This is a genomic window from Arthrobacter alpinus, assembly GCF_001294625.1.
GTDB lineage: Bacteria > Actinomycetota > Actinomycetes > Actinomycetales > Micrococcaceae > Specibacter > Specibacter alpinus_A.
Genome location: NZ_CP012677.1, coordinates 1,010,946 through 1,027,917, shown reverse-complemented (window position 1 = coordinate 1,027,917; position 16,972 = coordinate 1,010,946). Strand labels below are relative to the sequence as shown.

Annotated in this window: 15 protein-coding genes; 11 read left to right on the top strand and 4 right to left on the bottom strand. The window is 64.1% G+C overall.

Going from position 1 to position 16,972, the window contains the following annotated elements:
* The first annotated feature begins 80 nt into the window (after window positions 1-80).
* Window positions 81-1,364, top strand: coding sequence for a dicarboxylate/amino acid:cation symporter (locus AOC05_RS04460; protein ID WP_062009359.1), 1,284 nt, complete (start codon window positions 81-83; stop codon window positions 1,362-1,364).
* Between the two features lie 135 nt (window positions 1,365-1,499).
* On the opposite strand, the gene AOC05_RS04455 is transcribed toward AOC05_RS04460, so the two are convergent.
* A complete protein-coding gene (locus AOC05_RS04455; RefSeq protein WP_082357763.1) occupies window positions 1,500-2,882 on the bottom strand; it encodes a cation:dicarboxylate symporter family transporter in 1,383 nt (460 codons plus the stop codon).
* Window positions 2,883-3,009: 127 nt separating this feature from the next.
* Between AOC05_RS04455 and AOC05_RS04450 the strand changes: the two genes are divergently transcribed.
* Window positions 3,010-4,659 carry an ATP-binding protein gene (locus AOC05_RS04450; protein WP_062006008.1) on the top strand — a complete coding sequence of 550 codons (1,650 nt, stop codon included), beginning with the start codon at window positions 3,010-3,012 and terminating at the stop codon, window positions 4,657-4,659.
* Window positions 4,656-5,354, top strand: a complete 699-nt coding sequence (locus AOC05_RS04445) for a response regulator (RefSeq protein WP_315899874.1) — start codon at window positions 4,656-4,658, stop codon at window positions 5,352-5,354. The genes AOC05_RS04450 and AOC05_RS04445 overlap by 4 nt, the downstream gene beginning before the upstream one ends.
* Before the next feature lie 10 nt (window positions 5,355-5,364).
* On the opposite strand, the gene AOC05_RS04440 is transcribed toward AOC05_RS04445, so the two are convergent.
* Window positions 5,365-7,275: an AMP-binding protein gene (locus AOC05_RS04440; protein ID WP_062006006.1), complete on the bottom strand. Its 1,911-nt coding sequence runs from the start codon at window positions 7,273-7,275 to the stop codon at window positions 5,365-5,367.
* 217 nt (window positions 7,276-7,492) lie between these two features.
* On the opposite strand from AOC05_RS04440, the gene AOC05_RS04435 reads away from it, so the two are divergent.
* From AOC05_RS04435 to AOC05_RS04415, 5 genes are all read left to right on the top strand, one after another.
* A complete protein-coding gene (locus AOC05_RS04435) occupies window positions 7,493-8,128 on the top strand; it encodes a GntR family transcriptional regulator (protein WP_062006004.1) in 636 nt (211 codons plus the stop codon).
* Window positions 8,129-8,171: 43 nt separating this feature from the next.
* The gene (locus AOC05_RS04430; RefSeq protein WP_062006002.1) at window positions 8,172-9,692 is read left to right on the top strand and encodes an MmgE/PrpD family protein; all 1,521 of its coding nucleotides are present in this window, start codon (window positions 8,172-8,174) and stop codon (window positions 9,690-9,692) included.
* Window positions 9,693-10,622 (top strand): methylisocitrate lyase, encoded by a 930-nt coding sequence (gene prpB / locus AOC05_RS04425; protein WP_062006000.1) that lies wholly within the window; start codon window positions 9,693-9,695, stop codon window positions 10,620-10,622. It begins immediately after the preceding gene.
* A 35-nt stretch (window positions 10,623-10,657) separates the two neighbouring features.
* Entirely contained in the window at window positions 10,658-11,797 is a 1,140-nt protein-coding gene (locus AOC05_RS04420) for a bifunctional 2-methylcitrate synthase/citrate synthase (protein ID WP_062005998.1), read from the top strand.
* A gap of 68 nt (window positions 11,798-11,865) precedes the next feature.
* Complete coding sequence (locus AOC05_RS04415; protein ID WP_062005996.1) at window positions 11,866-12,195, top strand: cupin domain-containing protein; 330 nt, start codon at window positions 11,866-11,868, stop codon at window positions 12,193-12,195.
* An 8-nt stretch (window positions 12,196-12,203) separates the two neighbouring features.
* Here the strand turns inward: AOC05_RS04415 and AOC05_RS04410 are convergent, their stop codons facing one another.
* Entirely contained in the window at window positions 12,204-12,689 is a 486-nt protein-coding gene (locus tag AOC05_RS04410) for an 8-oxo-dGTP diphosphatase (RefSeq protein ID WP_062009355.1), read from the bottom strand.
* Window positions 12,690-13,147: 458 nt separating this feature from the next.
* On the opposite strand from AOC05_RS04410, the gene AOC05_RS04405 reads away from it, so the two are divergent.
* From AOC05_RS04405 to AOC05_RS04395, 3 genes are read left to right on the top strand one after another with little or no spacing between them, the layout of a single operon-like run.
* On the top strand, window positions 13,148-14,917 hold the full coding sequence (locus AOC05_RS04405) for a glycoside hydrolase family 15 protein (protein ID WP_062005994.1): 1,770 nt from the start codon (window positions 13,148-13,150) through the stop codon (window positions 14,915-14,917).
* Window positions 14,918-14,923: 6 nt separating this feature from the next.
* Window positions 14,924-15,949, top strand: coding sequence for an SDR family oxidoreductase (locus AOC05_RS04400; protein ID WP_062005992.1), 1,026 nt, complete (start codon window positions 14,924-14,926; stop codon window positions 15,947-15,949).
* The gene (locus AOC05_RS04395; protein WP_062005990.1) at window positions 15,946-16,281 is read left to right on the top strand and encodes a hypothetical protein; all 336 of its coding nucleotides are present in this window, start codon (window positions 15,946-15,948) and stop codon (window positions 16,279-16,281) included. The genes AOC05_RS04400 and AOC05_RS04395 overlap by 4 nt, the downstream gene beginning before the upstream one ends.
* Here AOC05_RS04395 and AOC05_RS04390 read toward each other — a convergent pair.
* Window positions 16,259-16,840, bottom strand: coding sequence for a MarR family winged helix-turn-helix transcriptional regulator (locus AOC05_RS04390; protein ID WP_230085581.1), 582 nt, complete (start codon window positions 16,838-16,840; stop codon window positions 16,259-16,261). The two genes, AOC05_RS04395 and AOC05_RS04390, sit on opposite strands and share 23 nt — an antisense overlap.
* Between the last annotated feature and the right edge of the window lie 132 nt (window positions 16,841-16,972).

Sequence of the window (16,972 nt, the reverse complement as noted above, 5' to 3'; positions counted from 1 at the left end):
AGTATTGCTCAGGCGTGTCCGGCGCCACAAACACCTTGCGCATACCCGCGCGTCCCGATCCCTCCGACCTGAGGACCACCTTGAAGCTGCTGAAATCGATCCCCCTGCTCGGCTGGATTATCATCGCCATTGTTTTGGGTATTCTGACCGGCCCCGTCATGCCAGTGTGGCTCGGCGGGGTGTTCCTGACCTACAATTCGATCTTCTCGGGTTTCCTGGGCTTTGTCGTTCCATTGATCATCTTGGGGCTGGTCATGCCCGCAATCGCCGAACTTGGCAAGGGTGCCGGGAAGTGGCTCGGGATCACGGCCATGATCGCGTATGGCTCCACGGTCCTCGCCGGACTGCTCGCCTACTTCGTGAGCCGGTGGCTGTTCACCTCGACGCTCTCAGGCGGCGGACTTGAAGGGTTCGGCGAAGAGTCGGGTTCCGGTTTCACGCCGTACCTCACAGTGGTGGCCAGCGCAGGTGAGTCGGCGACAGAGATCGTCCTGCCGCCGGTGATCGGTGTCATGAGCGCACTCATGCTCGCTTTCATCCTCGGTATTGGCATCACGGCTTTCCACAGCAAGGTTCTTTTTCGCGGAGCCGTCGAGTTCCGCACCGTCATCGAGTCCGTGATCCGGCGCATCATCGTGCCCGCCCTGCCATTGTTCATCTTCGGCATCTTCATGGATCTCTCAGCGAGCGGTTCGGCGATGACTGTCGTTACGAAGTTCCTTCTCGTGGCACTTGTGTCCTTTGGGCTGACCTTCATCGTCCTGCTCGCCCAGTACTCGGTGGCGGGCGGGATGTCCGGCATCAACCCGTTCAAGGCACTGTGGAACATGCGCGACGCCTACTTCACGGCACTTGGCACGTCCTCGTCCGCCGCAACGATTCCGGTCACGCTCGCCTCGGCCAAGAAGAACGGCGTGTCGGACTCGGTTGCCGGTTTCGTTATCCCGTTGTGCGCCACGATCCACCTGTCCGGCTCGATGGTGAAGATCACCTGCTTCTCGATCGCCGTACTGCTTCTCACCGGTGGCGACGTCTCCTTCGGGGCCTATCTTCCGTTCATCCTGATGCTCGGCGTCATGATGATCGCCGCCCCGGGCGTACCCGGCGGCGCCATCGCCGCCGCCGCGGGCCTGCTCGCGCAGATGCTCGGCTTCGGAGAGGTCGAGGTGGGCCTGATGTTTGCGGCGTACATCGCCCTGGACAGCTTCGGGACGGCAACGAACGTCACCGGCGACGGCGCGATCGCGCTCATCATGAATAAACTCACCCGCGGCCACCTCGGCACGCAGGTACAAGATCCTGCGGACGAGACGGTGGCACCGGCGGAGGGTAGCGAGGCCGAAGTACACGCCCTGGCCCAGTAACTCCCTCCGCCTACCCTGCCGTTTCGGACGGCTTGGCGAAGCCCGGGGGCCGTTGTGGTGATTCGCCGGTGGCCGGCCAGCGGCGAATCACCACAACGGCCCCCGTGGCAGAACACCGTCGCTTGTCGGCACGATTTACACCCCGGCCGGAACCCTTTCGTCGTCGTGCGCAACGGGAACCGCGGAGCCTTCTGCCGTGGCGCTGGCGCTGTCCCCACCCGCGGAGCCGTGGTCTCCGTCGTCCATGGATTCCTCATTGAAGGGGTCCTGGCCGGAGAGCACGGCACGGGCCTGGTCCAGGTCCAGTTCATGAGTCCACTTGCCGATGAGCAAGGTGGCGACGGCGTTGCCGGTGAAGTTGGTCAGGGCCCTTGCCTCGGACATAAACTTGTCGATTCCCACGATCACGCCCATGCCGTCGAGCAGGATCGGCTTGTGCGCGGCGAGCCCGGCGGCCAGTGTGGCCAGCCCGGCCCCGGTCACGCCAGCGGCGCCCTTGGAGGCGATCACCATGAACACCAGCAGCCCGATCTGCTCACCCAGGTTCATCGGGATGCCCATGGCGGTGGAGATGAACAACGCGCTCATGGTCAGGTAGATGGCGGTGCCGTCAAGGTTGAAGGAGTAGCCGGTGGGGACGGTGATGCCCACGACTGGTTTGGACACGCCGGCGTGCTCCATCTTCGCCATCAGGCGCGGCAGAGCCGACTCGGAGGAGGAGGTGGCGAAGATCAACAGGTATTCGCGGGCCAGATAGCGCATCAGGGTGAAGATGTTCAGGCCGGTGACCAGGCGCAGGATCGAACCGAGGATGATCACGATGAACAGGGCGCAGGTCAGGTAGAAGGCGCCCATCAGGATGGCCATGGAGCCGATCGCGGCCCAGCCGGTGGCACCGACGACTGCGGCAATGGCACCGAAGGCGCCCACAGGGGCCACCCACATGATCATCATCATCAGCTTGAACACGACTTTTTGGATGTGCCGGACACCATTGAGCACGGGCTCGCCTGCCTGGCCCAGGGACTGCAGCGCAAAGCCCACTAGCAAGGCCAGGACCAGGGTCGGCAGCACCGGGATATCGCCCGGGATCATGCCCATGAGGAATTTCACGGTCGGGTTTTCATCGGCGGAGGCGGCTGCCGAGTACGGCTTCAGGTGCAGTCCGGAGCCGGGGTGGATGATGTTGCCCACCACCAGCCCGATGCCCAGCGCGACGGTGGACATCGTCATGAAGTACAGCAGCGCCAGCCCGCCCACCTTGCCCACAGTGGCGGCCTTGGCGATGGAGCCGACACCGAGCACCAGGGTGCAGAAGATGATCGGCGCAATGACCATCTTGATCAGGGCAATGAACATGGTCCCCAGCGGTTTGAGCGCCTTCCCGGTCTCGGGGGCCAGCAATCCGATGGCCGCCCCCAGGACCACGGCCGCGATGACGGCGATGTACAGCCAGTGGGTCTTGTCCAGCCGGCGGCGCTTGGCCGCGGCGGGCGTCCCTCTTCGTTGAGAGCTCATGGTCACTCCTTGTGATCTTCGGTGGTTAGCATTGGTAGGTGGCATGCGATCCGCCTCACACAAGACTGCCCGGGAAAGTGACCCGCCTCACGGTTGTGTTCATATTGGTCGCACGAAAGGTTTTTCCATGTTGTGGCACCGCTGGAGCATTGCCCGCAGGCTGTTTCTGGGGAACCTGCTGTTCACCGTCGTACTGACTGCGGCCTTTGCCGCTGTCATGGTCTCCGACGCCGGCTCCCGCAGCTATGAGCAGACCCGTCAGCGCATGCTCTCCGTCGCCACATCCATGGCGGATTCGCCCCTGGCTGTGGCGGCCGCGGCGTCGCCGGACCCCTCCGCCGTGCTGCAGCCCTGGGCCCGGGCCGCCATGGGCAACGCCGGCGTCGATTTTGTCACCATGATGAGCCCGGACGGGGTGCGCTGGACCCACCCGGACCCGGCCCGGATCGGAGGCACCTACTCCGGATCGATCAAGCAGGCGCAGGCGGGCCAGGCCTTTGTTGAGACTACGGCCGGCACACTGGGGCCCTCCGTGCGGGCGATCGTGCCCATCAAGGATGCGGCCGGTACGGTGGTGGGCATGGTGTCCGCCGGGGTGACAGTGCACAACGTCGAGGTGCTGGCCGCGGCCAGGCTGCCGGAGGTGCTGGGCCTGGCAGCAGCGCTGCTGCTCGCTGGCTCGCTGGCTGCATGGACCCTGGGCCGCTACCTCAAGCGTGTGACCTTCGGCTGGGGGCCCGCGGAGCTCGGGCAGCTGTTCGCCTACTACGAATCTGTACTGCATTCGGTGCGCGAGGGCCTAGTCCTGGTCGACACTGGCGGCACCATGGTGCTGTACAACGACCACGCAGCCCTGCTGCTGGGCATAGACCCCGCCGCATCGCCGCAGCTGGACGCCCTAGACCTGCCCGGCTCGCTCCGGGAGTTGCTGCGCAGCGGGCGCACCGCCACAGACGAGGTCCACCTTGCCGGGGACCGGCTGCTGGTGGTCAGCCAGCGCCCCGCCCGGGCCCCGGGCAGCAGCACCCCCGCCGGGACGGTGGCGACCTTCCGCGACCACACCGAACTGACCAGCCTGGCCGGCAGCCTCAGCAGCACCCAGACCCTGGTGGAGGCGCTGCGCTCCCAAACACACGAACACGCGAACCGGCTCCACGCCATCATCTCCCTGATCGAGCTGGACCGGGCCGGCGAAGCCCTGGACTTTGCCGCCGCCGAACTCTCGGAGAGCGTCCGGCTTGGCGGGGAGTCCGTGGGTACTCTGGACGAACCGTTCCTGGCGGCCCTGCTGCTTGGCAAGCGCGCCCAAGCGGACGAACGCGGCGTGCGCCTTGAGCTCACCGCCTCCGGCACCATGCCTCCGGATAGGCTTGATGCCCGCGACCTCGTGACGCTGTTGGGCAACCTGGTGGACAACGCCATCGACGCGGCCGCCGGGGCGGGAGGGACCCGCGGGCCAGCCGGGCCCACCGTGTGGGTGGACCTGTTGGTGGCCGACGGAGCTCTGACCATCACGGTCGCCGACAACGGACCGGGACTGCCCACCACCGACCTGGATGTGCTCGGCAGGATTGGCACCACCGGCAAGACGTCGGTGGTGCCGGGCGGACGCGGTTATGGGATCGCCCTGATTCGCCGCGCCACTGCCGCTCTCGGAGGCACCATCATCGGTGAGAACGACGGCGGCGCCGTCATGACCGCCGTCGTGCCCCTCTCGGACGCCGCCGGACCGGCCGCCGCGGGCTCACCTACTGGAACCGCGCAGGCAACCCCGTGATCGGCCCCGCACCAATCCGGGTGCTTGTGGTGGACGACGAGCCCATCGCCCTCGCCGCGCACGCCGACTACGTGCGGCGGCTGGACGGCTTTGAGGTGGTGGCCGAGGCCCACGGCATGGGCGCGGCGCTGGCTGCATTCAACGACCCGGCCACCTCCCCAATTCAGCTAATCCTGCTGGATATGAACCTGACCGACGGGCACGGGCTGGACCTGCTGCGGCGCATCCACGGGCTGGGGCTGGTTCCGGATGTCGTGGCCATCACGGCTGTGCGGGACATGCAGGTAGTGCGCTCGGCCATCGCACTGGGCATTACGGCGTACCTGATCAAGCCCTTCACCTTTGCCGCGTTTCGGGAAAAGCTCGAGAGCTACCGGGCCTACCACGACGTGTTGGCGGACCGTACACACACCTCGCAGGACGCCATCGACCGGGCACTTTCGGCACTGCGACCGACCGGAAAGCTGCAGTTGCCCAAGGGTATGCTGCCGCAGACGCTTGGCGCCGTGGCCGACTGGCTGCGAGCGCAGACGATGCCAGCATCCGCCACCGAAGCAGCGGCAGGGCTGGCCATGTCCAGAGTCACGGCCCGACGCTACCTGGACCACCTGGCGGAGACCGGCTCGGCTGTCAAGGCTCCCCGGCACGGCTCGCCAGGCCGGCCCGAATTGGAGTTTCGCTGGTCCCGACCGTGAAGGCCTGCCCCTACTGTGGTGCCCGCGTGGCGAGCAGCAGCGGGGCCAACACCTCGATGACGGCCGGGTCCTCAATGGTGGAGGGCACCGTGTACTGCTCGCCGTCGGCAATCTGGCGCATGGTCTTGCGCAGGATCTTCCCGGAACGGGTCTTGGGCAGCGCATCCACAACGACGGCGTTCTTGAAGTCGGCCACGGGCCCGATCTCGCGCCGCACCAGCGCCACCAGCTCGCGCTCCAGCACCTCCGGATCGATCGAGACCCCGGCCTTGAGCACCACAAAGCCCATGGCCTTTTGCCCCTTCAGCGCATCGACCACACCGATGACGGCGCATTCGGCGACGGCCGGGTGAGTGCCCACGACTTGTTCCATGGCGCCGGTGGACAGCCGGTGCCCGGCGACGTTGATGATGTCGTCCGTGCGGCCCATAACAAACACGTAGCCGTCCCCGTCCCGGTAGCCGGAATCCCCGGTGGCGTAAAAGCCGGGGAAGGCGCCCAAGTATGAATCGACATAGCGCTGGTCGTTGCCCCACAAGGTGGTCAGCGTGCCCGGGGGCAGCGGAAGGGCCAGCACAATGTTGCCCTCCTCCCCGGCAGCCACTTCCTCCCCGAACCCGTCTAGGATGCGCAGGTCGTAGCCGGGTAGCGGCAGCGACGGCGAGCCGGCCTTGATGGGCAGCGGGTCCATGCCCTGCGGGTTGCCCACAATGCCCCATCCGGTTTCGGTCTGCCACCAGTGGTCCACGACGGGGATCCCGAGCACCTTCTTGGCCCAGTGGTAGGTGTCGGTGTCCAACCGCTCACCGGCGGTAAACAGCGTTTGTAGAGTGCCGACGTCGTACTTCTTGAGCAGTGCAGCCTCCGGGTCCATCTTGCGGATGGCGCGCAGGGCGGTCGGCGCCGTGAACAACGCCTTGACCCGGTGCGCCTCGATGACGCGCCAGAACGCGCCGGCGTCCGGGGTACCCACGGGCTTGCCCTCGTACATGAGCGTGGTGGCACCGGCCAGCAGCGGTCCGTAGACAATGTAGGAGTGGCCCACCACCCAGCCCACGTCCGACGCCGTCCACCACACGTCCCCGGCCCCAATGTTGTACAGCTTGGCCATGGTCCACAGAAGTGCGACGGCGTGTCCCCCGTTGTCGCGCACTACCCCCTTGGGCGTGCCGGTAGTGCCGGAGGTGTAAAGAATGTAGAGCGGGTCGCTCGCCTTGACAGGCACGCACTCGGCCGGTTCAGCAGCGGCGAGCGCGGCGTCCCAGTCGGTGAAGTTCAGCTCAAGGCCCTCCGGCAGCCCGGTGAACCCTTCACGGTGCTTGATGATGACGGGCAGCTCCGGGGTGCCAGCTTTTGTGAGCGCCTCGTGAACCGTGGGCAGGTACTCTATGGCGCGGTTCGGTTCCAGGCCGCCGGTGGTGGTCACAAGCACCACGGGTGTGGCGTCCTTGAGGCGCGTGGCCAGCTCACTGGCAGCGAAGCCCCCAAACACCACCGAGTGGATGGCACCCAGTCGTGCTGCCGCCAACATGGCGATGGCCGCCTCCGGGATCATGGGCATGTAGATCAGCACCCGGTCCCCCTTGCGCACGCCCTGGGCCCGGAGCACGCCGGCGAAGCGGGCCACCTGATCGGTCAGCTCGCTGTAGCTATAGCTTCGCTGGGCGCCTGTCATCGCTGAGTCATGAATGAGGGCCGGTTGCTCGCCACGGCCGGCCGCAACGTGGCGATCCAGGGCGTTGTAGGCGGTGTTCATCTCACCATCCGGGAACCAGCGACCTGCGGGCCCTTGTCCGCCGTCGAAAGCCTGGGTAGGGGGAACCGTCCATTCCACAGCCTGGGCAGCGTCGAGCCAGAACCCCTCGGGGTCATCGAGGCTGCGTTGGTATTCGTCCCGGTAGCCGATGATGTTCTGGCCCATGGTTTGTGCTCCATCCACGTTGATGTGATGTGAGCCATACTAGTGTTGTTTCAGTGTCGTTGACAACCCACTATGTATACACAAATTAGTGATTTACAGAGAAATGTTGGCACCTACGCCCTATTGACCCATTTTCTGTATACACTGGGAGGGTACTGTTGATCTCATCTGCTTTACCGGGCGCCGTGGCGCCGGTGCCACCCGGACAAGGAGTGCCATGCGAGCCAGTGAACGCGCCTATGCGTCGTTGCATAGTGACATCATCAATTGGCGCCTCAAGCCCGGCACCGTACTGGGTGAGGTTGAACTCTCGGAACGGCTCGGCGTTTCCCGCACCCCCATCCGGGAGGCGCTTGCCAGGTTGGGTGCCGAGGGTCTGACGGAACCACAGAGTGGGCGCGGCACCGTGGTCAGCGAAATCTCCCTTGACCACCTCGATGAGCTTTTTGAGCTGCGTTCTGCCTTGGAATGCCGTGCAGCAGAACTCGCAGCCAAACTCTGCGATCCAGAGATCTTTTTGGCCCTGCACCAAAAACTCACGAACGCTGGTGAGCTCCTCACAGATAATGACCCCAGCCGCACCGACTATTACCGGCTGGCAGGCGAGTTGGACAGTGCAGTGGATGCCGCGGTTGGAAATCACTACCTGAGCCAGGCCCTGAAAAACCTGCGCATCCACCTGGTGCGAGTCCGGCGGCTGGGCAAGGACAATCCGGCCCGGCTTCGCGACGCCGCACGCGAACACGCGTCGATTGCCCTGGCGATTGCCCATGGAAACCCGGTCGTGGCCAGCGCAGCCACAACCGTCCACTTGGATAACAGCCTGCGCCACCTGCTGAGCACGGCACGCTAAGACTTTCCCCAACAATTTTCGATTCTCCTTAGAAAGGAACACCATGACCATCGATCACCACGTTCGTGTGTACAAGAGCGACGAGAACCTGGCCCACGAAGACCAGCTGGCGTACAAGATCGCCAAGGTTGCCGCCGATCCCGTGGCTGTTACGGATGAGGTCACCGACATGATCATCAACCGTGTCATCGACAACGCTTCTGTGGCCATCGCCTCCCTGAACCGTGGGCCCATCGTTGCCGCCCGCGCCCAGGCCCTGGCACATGCACCGTCCACCGGCGGATCCGGGGCTAACATCTTCGGGATTGGCGAGCTTGTGTCCCCCGAATGGGCCGCCTGGGCCAACGGCGTGGCCGTGCGCGAGCTCGACTACCACGACACGTTCCTGGCCGCCGAGTACTCGCACCCGGGAGACAACATTCCCCCGATCCTCGCCGTCGCCCAGCACACGGGCGCCTCAGGTGCAGACCTGGTCCGCGCCATCGCCACCGGCTACGAGATCCAGGTGGACCTGGTCAAGGCCATTTGCCTGCACGCGCACAAGATCGACCACGTCGCCCACCTGGGTCCGTCCGCCGCCGCCGGGATCGGCACCTTGCTCGGCCTTGAGGTGGAGACCATCTTCCAAGCAGTTGGCCAGGGCCTGCACACCACCACGGCAACCCGCCAGTCACGCAAGGGTGAAATCTCCACCTGGAAGGCGCACGCCCCCGCCTTCGCCGGCAAGATGGCCGTTGAGGCGGCCGACCGTGCCATGCGAGGCCAGACCTCCCCTGTCCCGATCTACGAAGGCGAAGACGGTGTCATCGCCTGGATGCTGGACGGCCCCAACGCCCAGTACACCGTGCCGCTGCCGGCCGACGGCGAGGCCAAGCGCGCCATCATGGACACTTACACCAAGGAGCACTCGGCCGAGTACCAGGCTCAGGCGTGGATCGATTTGGCCCGTAAGCTGCACGGCGAACACCCCGAAACCGCGGACCCGGCCAATGTGAAGTCCGTGCTGATCCAGACCAGCCACCACACCCACTACGTGATCGGCTCCGGCGCCAACGACCCGCAGAAGTACGATCCCACCGCATCACGGGAAACCCTGGACCACTCCATCCCGTACATCTTCACGGTGGCCCTGCAGGACGGTTCATGGCACCACGTTGACTCCTACGCCCCCGAGCGTGCTGCCCGACCCGACACCGTGGAGCTGTGGCACAAGGTCACCACGGAGGAAGACGCCGAATGGACGCGCCGCTACCACTCCCTGGACATCACCGAGAAGGCCTTCGGCGGTACCGTGGTCATCACGCTCAACGACGGCACCGTCATCACCGATTCCATCGCCGTGGCGGACGCCCACCCGCTCGGCGCCCGCCCCTTCGCACGGGAGCAGTACATCAACAAGTTCCGCACACTGGCCGCCGGCGTGGTTGCCGAAGCTGAGATCAACCGCTTCATCGCAGCAGCGCAGAAGCTGCCCACCCTGGCCGCGGGTGAGCTGGGCCAGCTAAACATCACTGCCGCGCCCGGCATCATCGATCTGGCGGCAGCACCCAAGGGGCTGTTCTAAATGTTGTTCTCCAAGAAGACCCCCGAGCAGAAGCGACGGGACCTGCGCGCCATGCTGGTGCCCGGCGCTGCGGTGCAATTCCCGGGCGCGTTCAACCCTCTCTCGGCACGGTTGATCGAGGAGAAGAAGTTCGACGGCGTCTACATCTCGGGCGCGGTCCTCGCCAATGAGCTGGGGTTCCCCGACATTGGCATGACGACGCTGACCGAGGTGGCCGCCCGAGGCGGGCAGATTGCCCGCATGACGGACCTGCCGTGCCTGATAGACGCGGACACCGGCTTTGGCGAGCCCATGAACGTGGCCCGCACCATCCAGGAACTGGAGAACGCGGGGCTGGCTGGCTGCCATATTGAGGACCAGTTCAACCCCAAGCGCTGTGGTCACCTGGACGGCAAGAACATGGTGGATTTGGACACGGCGGTCAAGCGGATCGCCGCCGCGGCTGATGCCCGCCGCGATCTGAACTTCCTGATAATGGCCCGCACCGACATTCGGGCCGTGGAGGGTTTGCAGGTCGCCATTGACCGGGCCAAGGCCCTCGTGGATGCCGGGGCAGACGCGATCTTCCCAGAGGCCATGAAGTCTGTTGCCGAATTTGAGGCAGTTTGTAAGGCGGTGGATGTTCCGGTGCTGGCGAACATGACCGAGTTCGGCAAGAGTGAGCTATTCACTCGTGACGCATTGGCTGCGGCCGGGGTGGCCATGGTTATCTACCCGGTGACACTCTTGCGCAGCGCCATGGGGGCGGCCGAGCGTGTTTTGGACGCCATTGCAGTGGATGGGACCCAGGAAGCCGCCGTTCCGCAGATGCTGACGCGGGCGCGCCTTTACGATCTGGTTGACTATGAGGCGTATAACCAGTTTGATACAGGAATCTTCAACTTCCAGGTCCCCAGCTTGGACATTGATACCAACAACGCGAACCTCTAGGTCAACAAAGCCGTTTTTAAGAAGGAGTGCATACTGTGAGTGAAGAAGAAGTACGCAAGGGTCTTGCCGGGGTGGTGGCCGACTACACAGCCGTCTCCAAGGTCAATCCCGACTCGAATTCCCTGCTGTACCGCGGCTACCCTGTCCAGGAACTCGCCGCCAAGGTCTCCTTTGAGGAAGTCGCGTTGTTGCTGTGGACGGGCGAGCTTCCCACGGAGGCGGAACTAACACTGTTCGAGGCGTTCGAACGCGCCAACCGGGCGCTGGATTCCCGCGTGAAAGCTGCCATCGACCTGCTCCCTCTCGACTGCCACCCCATGGATGTGGGCCGGACTGCGGTCTCGGTCATGGGCGCCAACGATCCCCTGGCGAAGGACTCCTCCCCGGAGGCCGAGCTCGAGAAGGCAAAATCCCTTTTTGCGCAGTTCCCGGCGGTCGTCGCCTACGACCAGCGCCGCCGTCGTGCCTTGGCGGTAGTCCCGCCCCGGGACGACTTGAACTATTCACAGAACTTCCTGTGGATGACGTTTGGTGAGGAGGCTGCCCCCGAAGTAGTGAACGCGTTCCGCGTGTCCATGGTGCTGTACGCGGAGCACTCCTTCAACGCCTCAACGTTCACCGCCAGGGTCATCACCTCCACGCTGTCGGACCTGCACTCGGCCGTTACCGGCGCCATTGGCGCGCTGAAGGGCCCGCTGCATGGGGGTGCCAACGAGGCGGTCATGCACACCTTTGACGAGATTGGCATTCGCAAGGAGGAATCACGGCTGGAGGCCGCCACTCGCGCCAAGGCGTGGATGGAGGACGCCCTGGAAAAAAAGAAGAAGGTCATGGGGTTCGGCCACCGCGTGTACAAGAACGGTGATTCCCGTGTGCCCACCATGAAGGCTGCGCTGGATATGATGATCGAGCACTTTGACCGGCCGGAAATGTTGGGACTCTACGACGGTTTGGAGCAGGCCATGGACGAGGCCAAGAACATCAAGCCCAACCTCGACTATCCTGCCGGGCCCACATACCACCTGATGGGTTTTGACACCGACATGTTCACGCCCATCTTCATCGCCTCGCGCATCACAGGGTGGACCGCCCACATCATGGAACAACGCGCAGCCAACTCGCTGATCCGCCCCCTCAGCGCCTATAACGGAGTGGACGAACGTCACCTCGGATAGCATCGCGGACGCCGCCAGCAAGGTAAGGTGAGCTCAGTCACCTATCTTGGCTCGTCTGAAGGAGCATCATGGAGAAGTCATCGTTAACGGCACTGGCCAGGGAACTGCTGGGGGCTGCCAAAACCAAGAACAGCGGGCGCAGCGCACGGACGGTTTATGGCGGGCACGAATGTGTTTTGCGTCAAACAGTCGTTGCCCTCACGGCCGGCTCCTCACTTGATGAGCACGATAATCCTGGTGAGGCCACCGTCCAGGTCCTGACCGGGCGAATCGTGCTCGTGTCCGGGGAAGTCAGGTGGGAGGGTTCGCCGGGTGACCACTTGGTGGTTCCCGTGGCGCGTCACTCCGTGGATGCCCTGGAGGATTCAGCGTTTCTGCTGACTGTCGCCAAGCCGTAGCCTGGTCCTTAGCTCTCTAAGGTGTGCGTGCTGGAGGCGACGGTTTCGTTGTCAGGATTGAGCACCACACGCCAGTGCCCGCGCCCGCCGGAGAGAAACGCCGGAAGCCAGTGGACGGCGTCGGCCCACATCTGATCTGCGGGCAGTTGGCCCACCGGATACCACTGGGGTGCAATCTCGTCACTTTCGGCAGCTTCCCCGGTGAAGGCACGGCCCAGGAAGACCGTGGTGAACATGTCCCAGGCGGGCTTGGCGGGGAACACGAAATCCACGGTGCCAGCGGGGATCAGGTCTTGGGGCATGACCGTAATGCCGGATTCTTCCGCCACCTCGCGGCAGATCGCCTCCTCGACGCTCTCCCCCGGCTCCACATGGCCACCGATCCCCACCACTTTTCCGGTACCAAAACCCGTCTTCTTCCGGCCAAGCAGCACCTCCTCGTGCCCCTGGTGGGTGCGGAGCAAGAAACACAGGGTGACGGAAGCGGCAGTCATGGCTCCAGCGTAGGCCATGCTTTCAGCCGTTTGCATCGGAGGAACAATAATCCTGCTCACCCTTGTGCACAGACACAGGACCTCCCCACCCAGCCCCGCCGTAGGTCATCAGCTACTAACCTGGCAAGTGCCACCTCATTTGTGAAGAAGATGGCGTTGTACAAAAATGAAGGGGCAAACGGGATGTTCTTGGCGAGGATAGACCAAGGGATTTTGGCCTTTGGGAGCCGGTCCATGTGGGCTGGCACCAGCCTATGCGCATCACCATGGTGACATCCACCAGATGCTGCTCAGCTGGAGTGAACAGTGCCAAACATAGTTCGTTGGATAGATGACCGCAAGGCGTCTGGTGCATCGAATCTTCCCCAAGGCGTCGGTGCAACGCCGCACAAATCTTCTCGGGAGTGAAAGCCACTAAACTATTGCGTTAACGCAATCATTGCGTCTAACGTGAAGTTATGTCGGCCGTCATTCAGGGACCCGAATCGCCTCACGTGTTGCGCGAGTACGCCATGATTGCCGACGGTCAACGGGCGGCATTGATCGGACCCCGCGGGGATGTCGCGTGGATGTGTGTGCCGCGCTGGGACAGTGAGGCAGTCTTTTCTTCCCTGATTGGTGGTGGCGGCACCTTTGCGGTAACTCCCCTTAGCGCCCGGTACGTCTGGGGTGGCAGCTATCAGGATGGGACACTGATCTGGACAAGCCGCTGGGTCACCAGCGAGGGAATCATCGAATGCCGGGAGGCACTGGCGCAGCCAGCGGATCCGCGTACGGCAGTGCTGTTGCGCAGGCTGCGTGCAGTCTCCGGTCCCGCCACCATGAGGGTGGTCCTTGAAACCGGTGCTGGCTTCGGCAAATACGGGATGAATCGGCTCAAATGTGCTGACGGTGTATGGACGGGACGCAGCGGAAACTTGCATGTGCGTTTGGCCGGTGCTTCGGAGGCAACAATGCGCGACGGCGTGCTGCACTTGTGCTTGGAGCTTCCCTCTGGTGGTGGCCATGATCTGGTGTTGGAACTTTCAGATGAGCCGTTTACCTCGGGTCCGGTGGATGCGGACGCGGCGTGGGCCGGAACGGAGCGTTGCTGGGAGGACGCCGTCCCGGCGCTGCTGGACACTATCGCCCCCGACGATGCCCGGCAGTCCTATGCCATGTTGCGCGGCATGACCGGTGGCAGTGGCGCCATGGTGGCGGCAGCGACCCTGGGCCTGCCCGAGCGTGCCCAGGAGAAACGAAATTACGACTACCGTTATGCTTGGATCCGGGACCAGTGTTACGCCGGACAGGCTGTCGCGGCGTGTGGCGCCTACCCGTTGCTCGATGATTCCGTGCGGTTCGTGACCAGCAGGCTACTGGAGGACGGGCCAGATCTGAAGCCGGCGTATACGGTCACCGGCGGACGGGTTCCAGACGAAGCGGATCTTGGACTCCCAGGGTATCCGGGTGGTTCGGCGAAGGTCGGGAACTGGGTCAATGAACAATTCCAGCTCGATGCCTTCGGCGAGACGTTGCTGCTCCTCGCCGCTGCCGCAGCCCATGACCGCCTGGATCTGGAGAATTGGCGGGCTGCCGAGGTGGCGGTTCAGGCCATCACGGAGCGCTGGCAGGAACCGGATGCCGGAATTTGGGAGCTCAACAACGAGAAGTGGGCGCATTCGCGGCTGATCTGCGCCGCAGGGTTGCGTAGCATAGCGATCCACGCCCCGGCGGCCCAAGGCGGGGGGTGGACGTCGCTGGCAGACGCCATCGTGGCCGACACAGCTAGGGATTCTTTGCACCTCAGCGGACGGTGGCAGCGAAGCCCCACCGATGACCGGGTGGATGCATCCTTGCTCCTGCCCATTTTGCGTGGCGCAATCCCGGCGACCGATCCCCGGTCCCTGGCGACGGTGGAGGCCGTCCGCGCGGATCTGGGACGTGAGGGGTATCTTTACCGTTTCAGCCAAGACGGGCGCCCGTTGGCGCAGGCGGAGGGGGCGTTCCTGCTGTGCGGCTTTGATATGGCCATGGCCCTTCACCAGCAAGGCCTTGAGGTCCAGGCGATGCACTGGTTTGAACGTAACCGTGCAGCGTGCGCAACCACGGGCTTGTTCACCGAAGAATACGATGTCGAACAGCGCCAGCTACGCGGTAATTTTCCGCAGGCATTCGTCCACGCCGCCATGCTGGAGGCCGCCAAACGCCTCGCCAAACCCTCTGTTCTGACGCACGAATCACCCTAAGGAGTAATGATGAGAACAGTTCGCCAGGTGGTTGTTGTGACAGGAGCCAGTGGTGGGATTGGCCGCGCCACTGCCATTGCTTTCGGGCGTCGGGGAGCCACGGTTGCCCTGTTGGCCAGGGGCCAGGCGGGGCTCGACGGGGCCGCAGCGGAAGTTGACGCGGCCGGGGGCAAAGCGTTGACGGTGGCCGTGGATACCTCGGATTTTACGGCTCTGGATGCGGCTGCGGAGCGTGTGGAGCAGGAGCTGGGTCCTATCGATGTGTGGGTCAATGTCGCCTTCACCTCCGTCTTCGCCCCATTCACACAGATCAAACCGGAAGAGTTCGCCCGGGTCACAGCGGTGTCCTATCTGGGATACGTGTACGGGACCATGGCCGCCCTGACCCGGATGGGCAGCCGGAACCGGGGCACAATTGTTCAGGTCGGTTCCGCGCTGGCCTACCGCGGGATTCCCCTCCAAAGCGCCTACTGTGGCGCCAAACATGCCATCCAGGGATTCAACGAATCCCTGCGCTGTGAGCTGCTCCACGAGCACAGCGGTATCCGCACCACCATGGTTCAAATGCCTGCCGTGAACACCCCACAGTTCTCCTGGGTCCTGTCCCGGCTGCCCAAAAAGGCCCAGCCGGTTCCACCGATCTATCAGCCCGAGGTGGCGGCCCGCGCCGTCGTCTATGCCGCTGACCACCCACAGCGCCGCGAGTATTGGGTCGGTGGCAGCACAGCAGCAACCCTGCTGGCGAACGCCGTAGCCCCGGGGCTCCTGGATGCTTATCTGGCCCGTACTGGGTTCGCCTCGCAGCAAACCAAGGAGCGCAGGCCAGCAGACCAGCCGGCCAATCTGTGGGAACCGGCGGATGCGGAGACTGACTTCGGCACACACGGCGCGTTTGACTACCGCTCCACAGCACGGAGCACCCAGCTATGGGCATCCCAACACCACGGGGTGCTGGCAGTGGGAACCGCAGGCAGTGTGTTGGCACTGGCCGCAGCTGCAGGAGCCATGCTGGGGCGCTGGGTGCGGCAATGAAGAAGCTTGAGCTCTGCCGTGGCTTGCTGGGAGTGTGCCAACTGATCCGGCCCCAACTGCTCTACCGGACCGTCACCGGAACCACACCTTCACCGGGCGCGGTGGTGCTCATGCGTGTTCTCGGTGCCCGGCACGTAGTGCAGGCCCTCTTGCTGGCCGGTGCAGGACCGACGACGCAGGGTGTGAAGACCTGGCACCGTTGCGGTGCACTCGTCGATTTAGCCCATGCGGCCACGATGGTCGCTTTGGCCTGTGGAGATCGGCGTTGGCGCAGACCGGCTGGCATCGACGCAGCCCTGGCATTAGCGTTCAGCGCGTTGGAGGCACGATGACAACGTTCCCAGCCTCAGACGGGTCCTGCAACGGCCCATCGTCCAAGACCAGGGCGAAGCGCTCATCGTCGGTAACTTCCCCGGCCGCTTCTGCAAAGGCATCCAACGCTGGCCCCAACGTTGCGCGCAATCCGGGTGGCATCCGGTTCATAACGCCCATAATCGCGGTGCGCCGGTGCTCCATCACCGTATCCACCAGCTCCTTACCCTGCGCACTGAGGGCAAGCAGGAGATACCGCCTGTCCGCCGGGTTGTCCGTGCGATCCAGTAAGCCGGCAGCAACTAGCCGGTCACAGGTCCTGGTGGCGTTTGAGGGATGGACGCCCAGGTCCGCCGCCACAGCACCGAGATTTTGCGGGCCATGGGTCGCTATGAGGACCAGGACGCGCAACTGGGGAGAGTTAACGCGATGTTCAACCTCTGCCACCGACTGGGCAATAACGGCCAGGAACACGCGGGCGGCACGCATCGCCGCATCAACGTCGTCGACCCCGTCGGCCGGGCTTTCGGCAGTCTTCGGATCGAAACCTGCGGGGCCGTGGGGATCGAAGGTGTTCACGCCTTCGAGTATCCATCTTTTAGTTGCGAACGTGCAATCTTTGCGTTTAATAATCTATTTGTCGGCCCAGTGTTATCTGCGTACGGACCGCCCTGCGATCCCTACGCGCAATACCCAGGCCTTCGGGCGAGA

What these genes read in the sequence shown, in the direction of transcription:
- AOC05_RS04455 (WP_082357763.1), bottom strand. Translation starts at nt 2,882, where the DNA reads ATGAGCTCTCAACGAAGAGGGACGCCCGCCGCGGCCAAGCGCCGCCGG.
- AOC05_RS04450 (WP_062006008.1), top strand. Translation starts at nt 3,010, where the DNA reads ATGTTGTGGCACCGCTGGAGCATTGCCCGCAGGCTGTTTCTGGGGAAC.
- AOC05_RS04440 (WP_062006006.1), bottom strand. Translation starts at nt 7,275, where the DNA reads ATGGGCCAGAACATCATCGGCTACCGGGACGAATACCAACGCAGCCTC.
- AOC05_RS04435 (WP_062006004.1), top strand. Translation starts at nt 7,493, where the DNA reads ATGCGAGCCAGTGAACGCGCCTATGCGTCGTTGCATAGTGACATCATC.
- AOC05_RS04430 (WP_062006002.1), top strand. Translation starts at nt 8,172, where the DNA reads ATGACCATCGATCACCACGTTCGTGTGTACAAGAGCGACGAGAACCTG.
- prpB (WP_062006000.1), top strand. Translation starts at nt 9,693, where the DNA reads ATGTTGTTCTCCAAGAAGACCCCCGAGCAGAAGCGACGGGACCTGCGC.
- AOC05_RS04415 (WP_062005996.1), top strand. Translation starts at nt 11,866, where the DNA reads ATGGAGAAGTCATCGTTAACGGCACTGGCCAGGGAACTGCTGGGGGCT.
- AOC05_RS04410 (WP_062009355.1), bottom strand. Translation starts at nt 12,689, where the DNA reads ATGACTGCCGCTTCCGTCACCCTGTGTTTCTTGCTCCGCACCCACCAG.
- AOC05_RS04405 (WP_062005994.1), top strand. Translation starts at nt 13,148, where the DNA reads ATGTCGGCCGTCATTCAGGGACCCGAATCGCCTCACGTGTTGCGCGAG.
- AOC05_RS04400 (WP_062005992.1), top strand. Translation starts at nt 14,924, where the DNA reads ATGATGAGAACAGTTCGCCAGGTGGTTGTTGTGACAGGAGCCAGTGGT.
- AOC05_RS04395 (WP_062005990.1), top strand. Translation starts at nt 15,946, where the DNA reads ATGAAGAAGCTTGAGCTCTGCCGTGGCTTGCTGGGAGTGTGCCAACTG.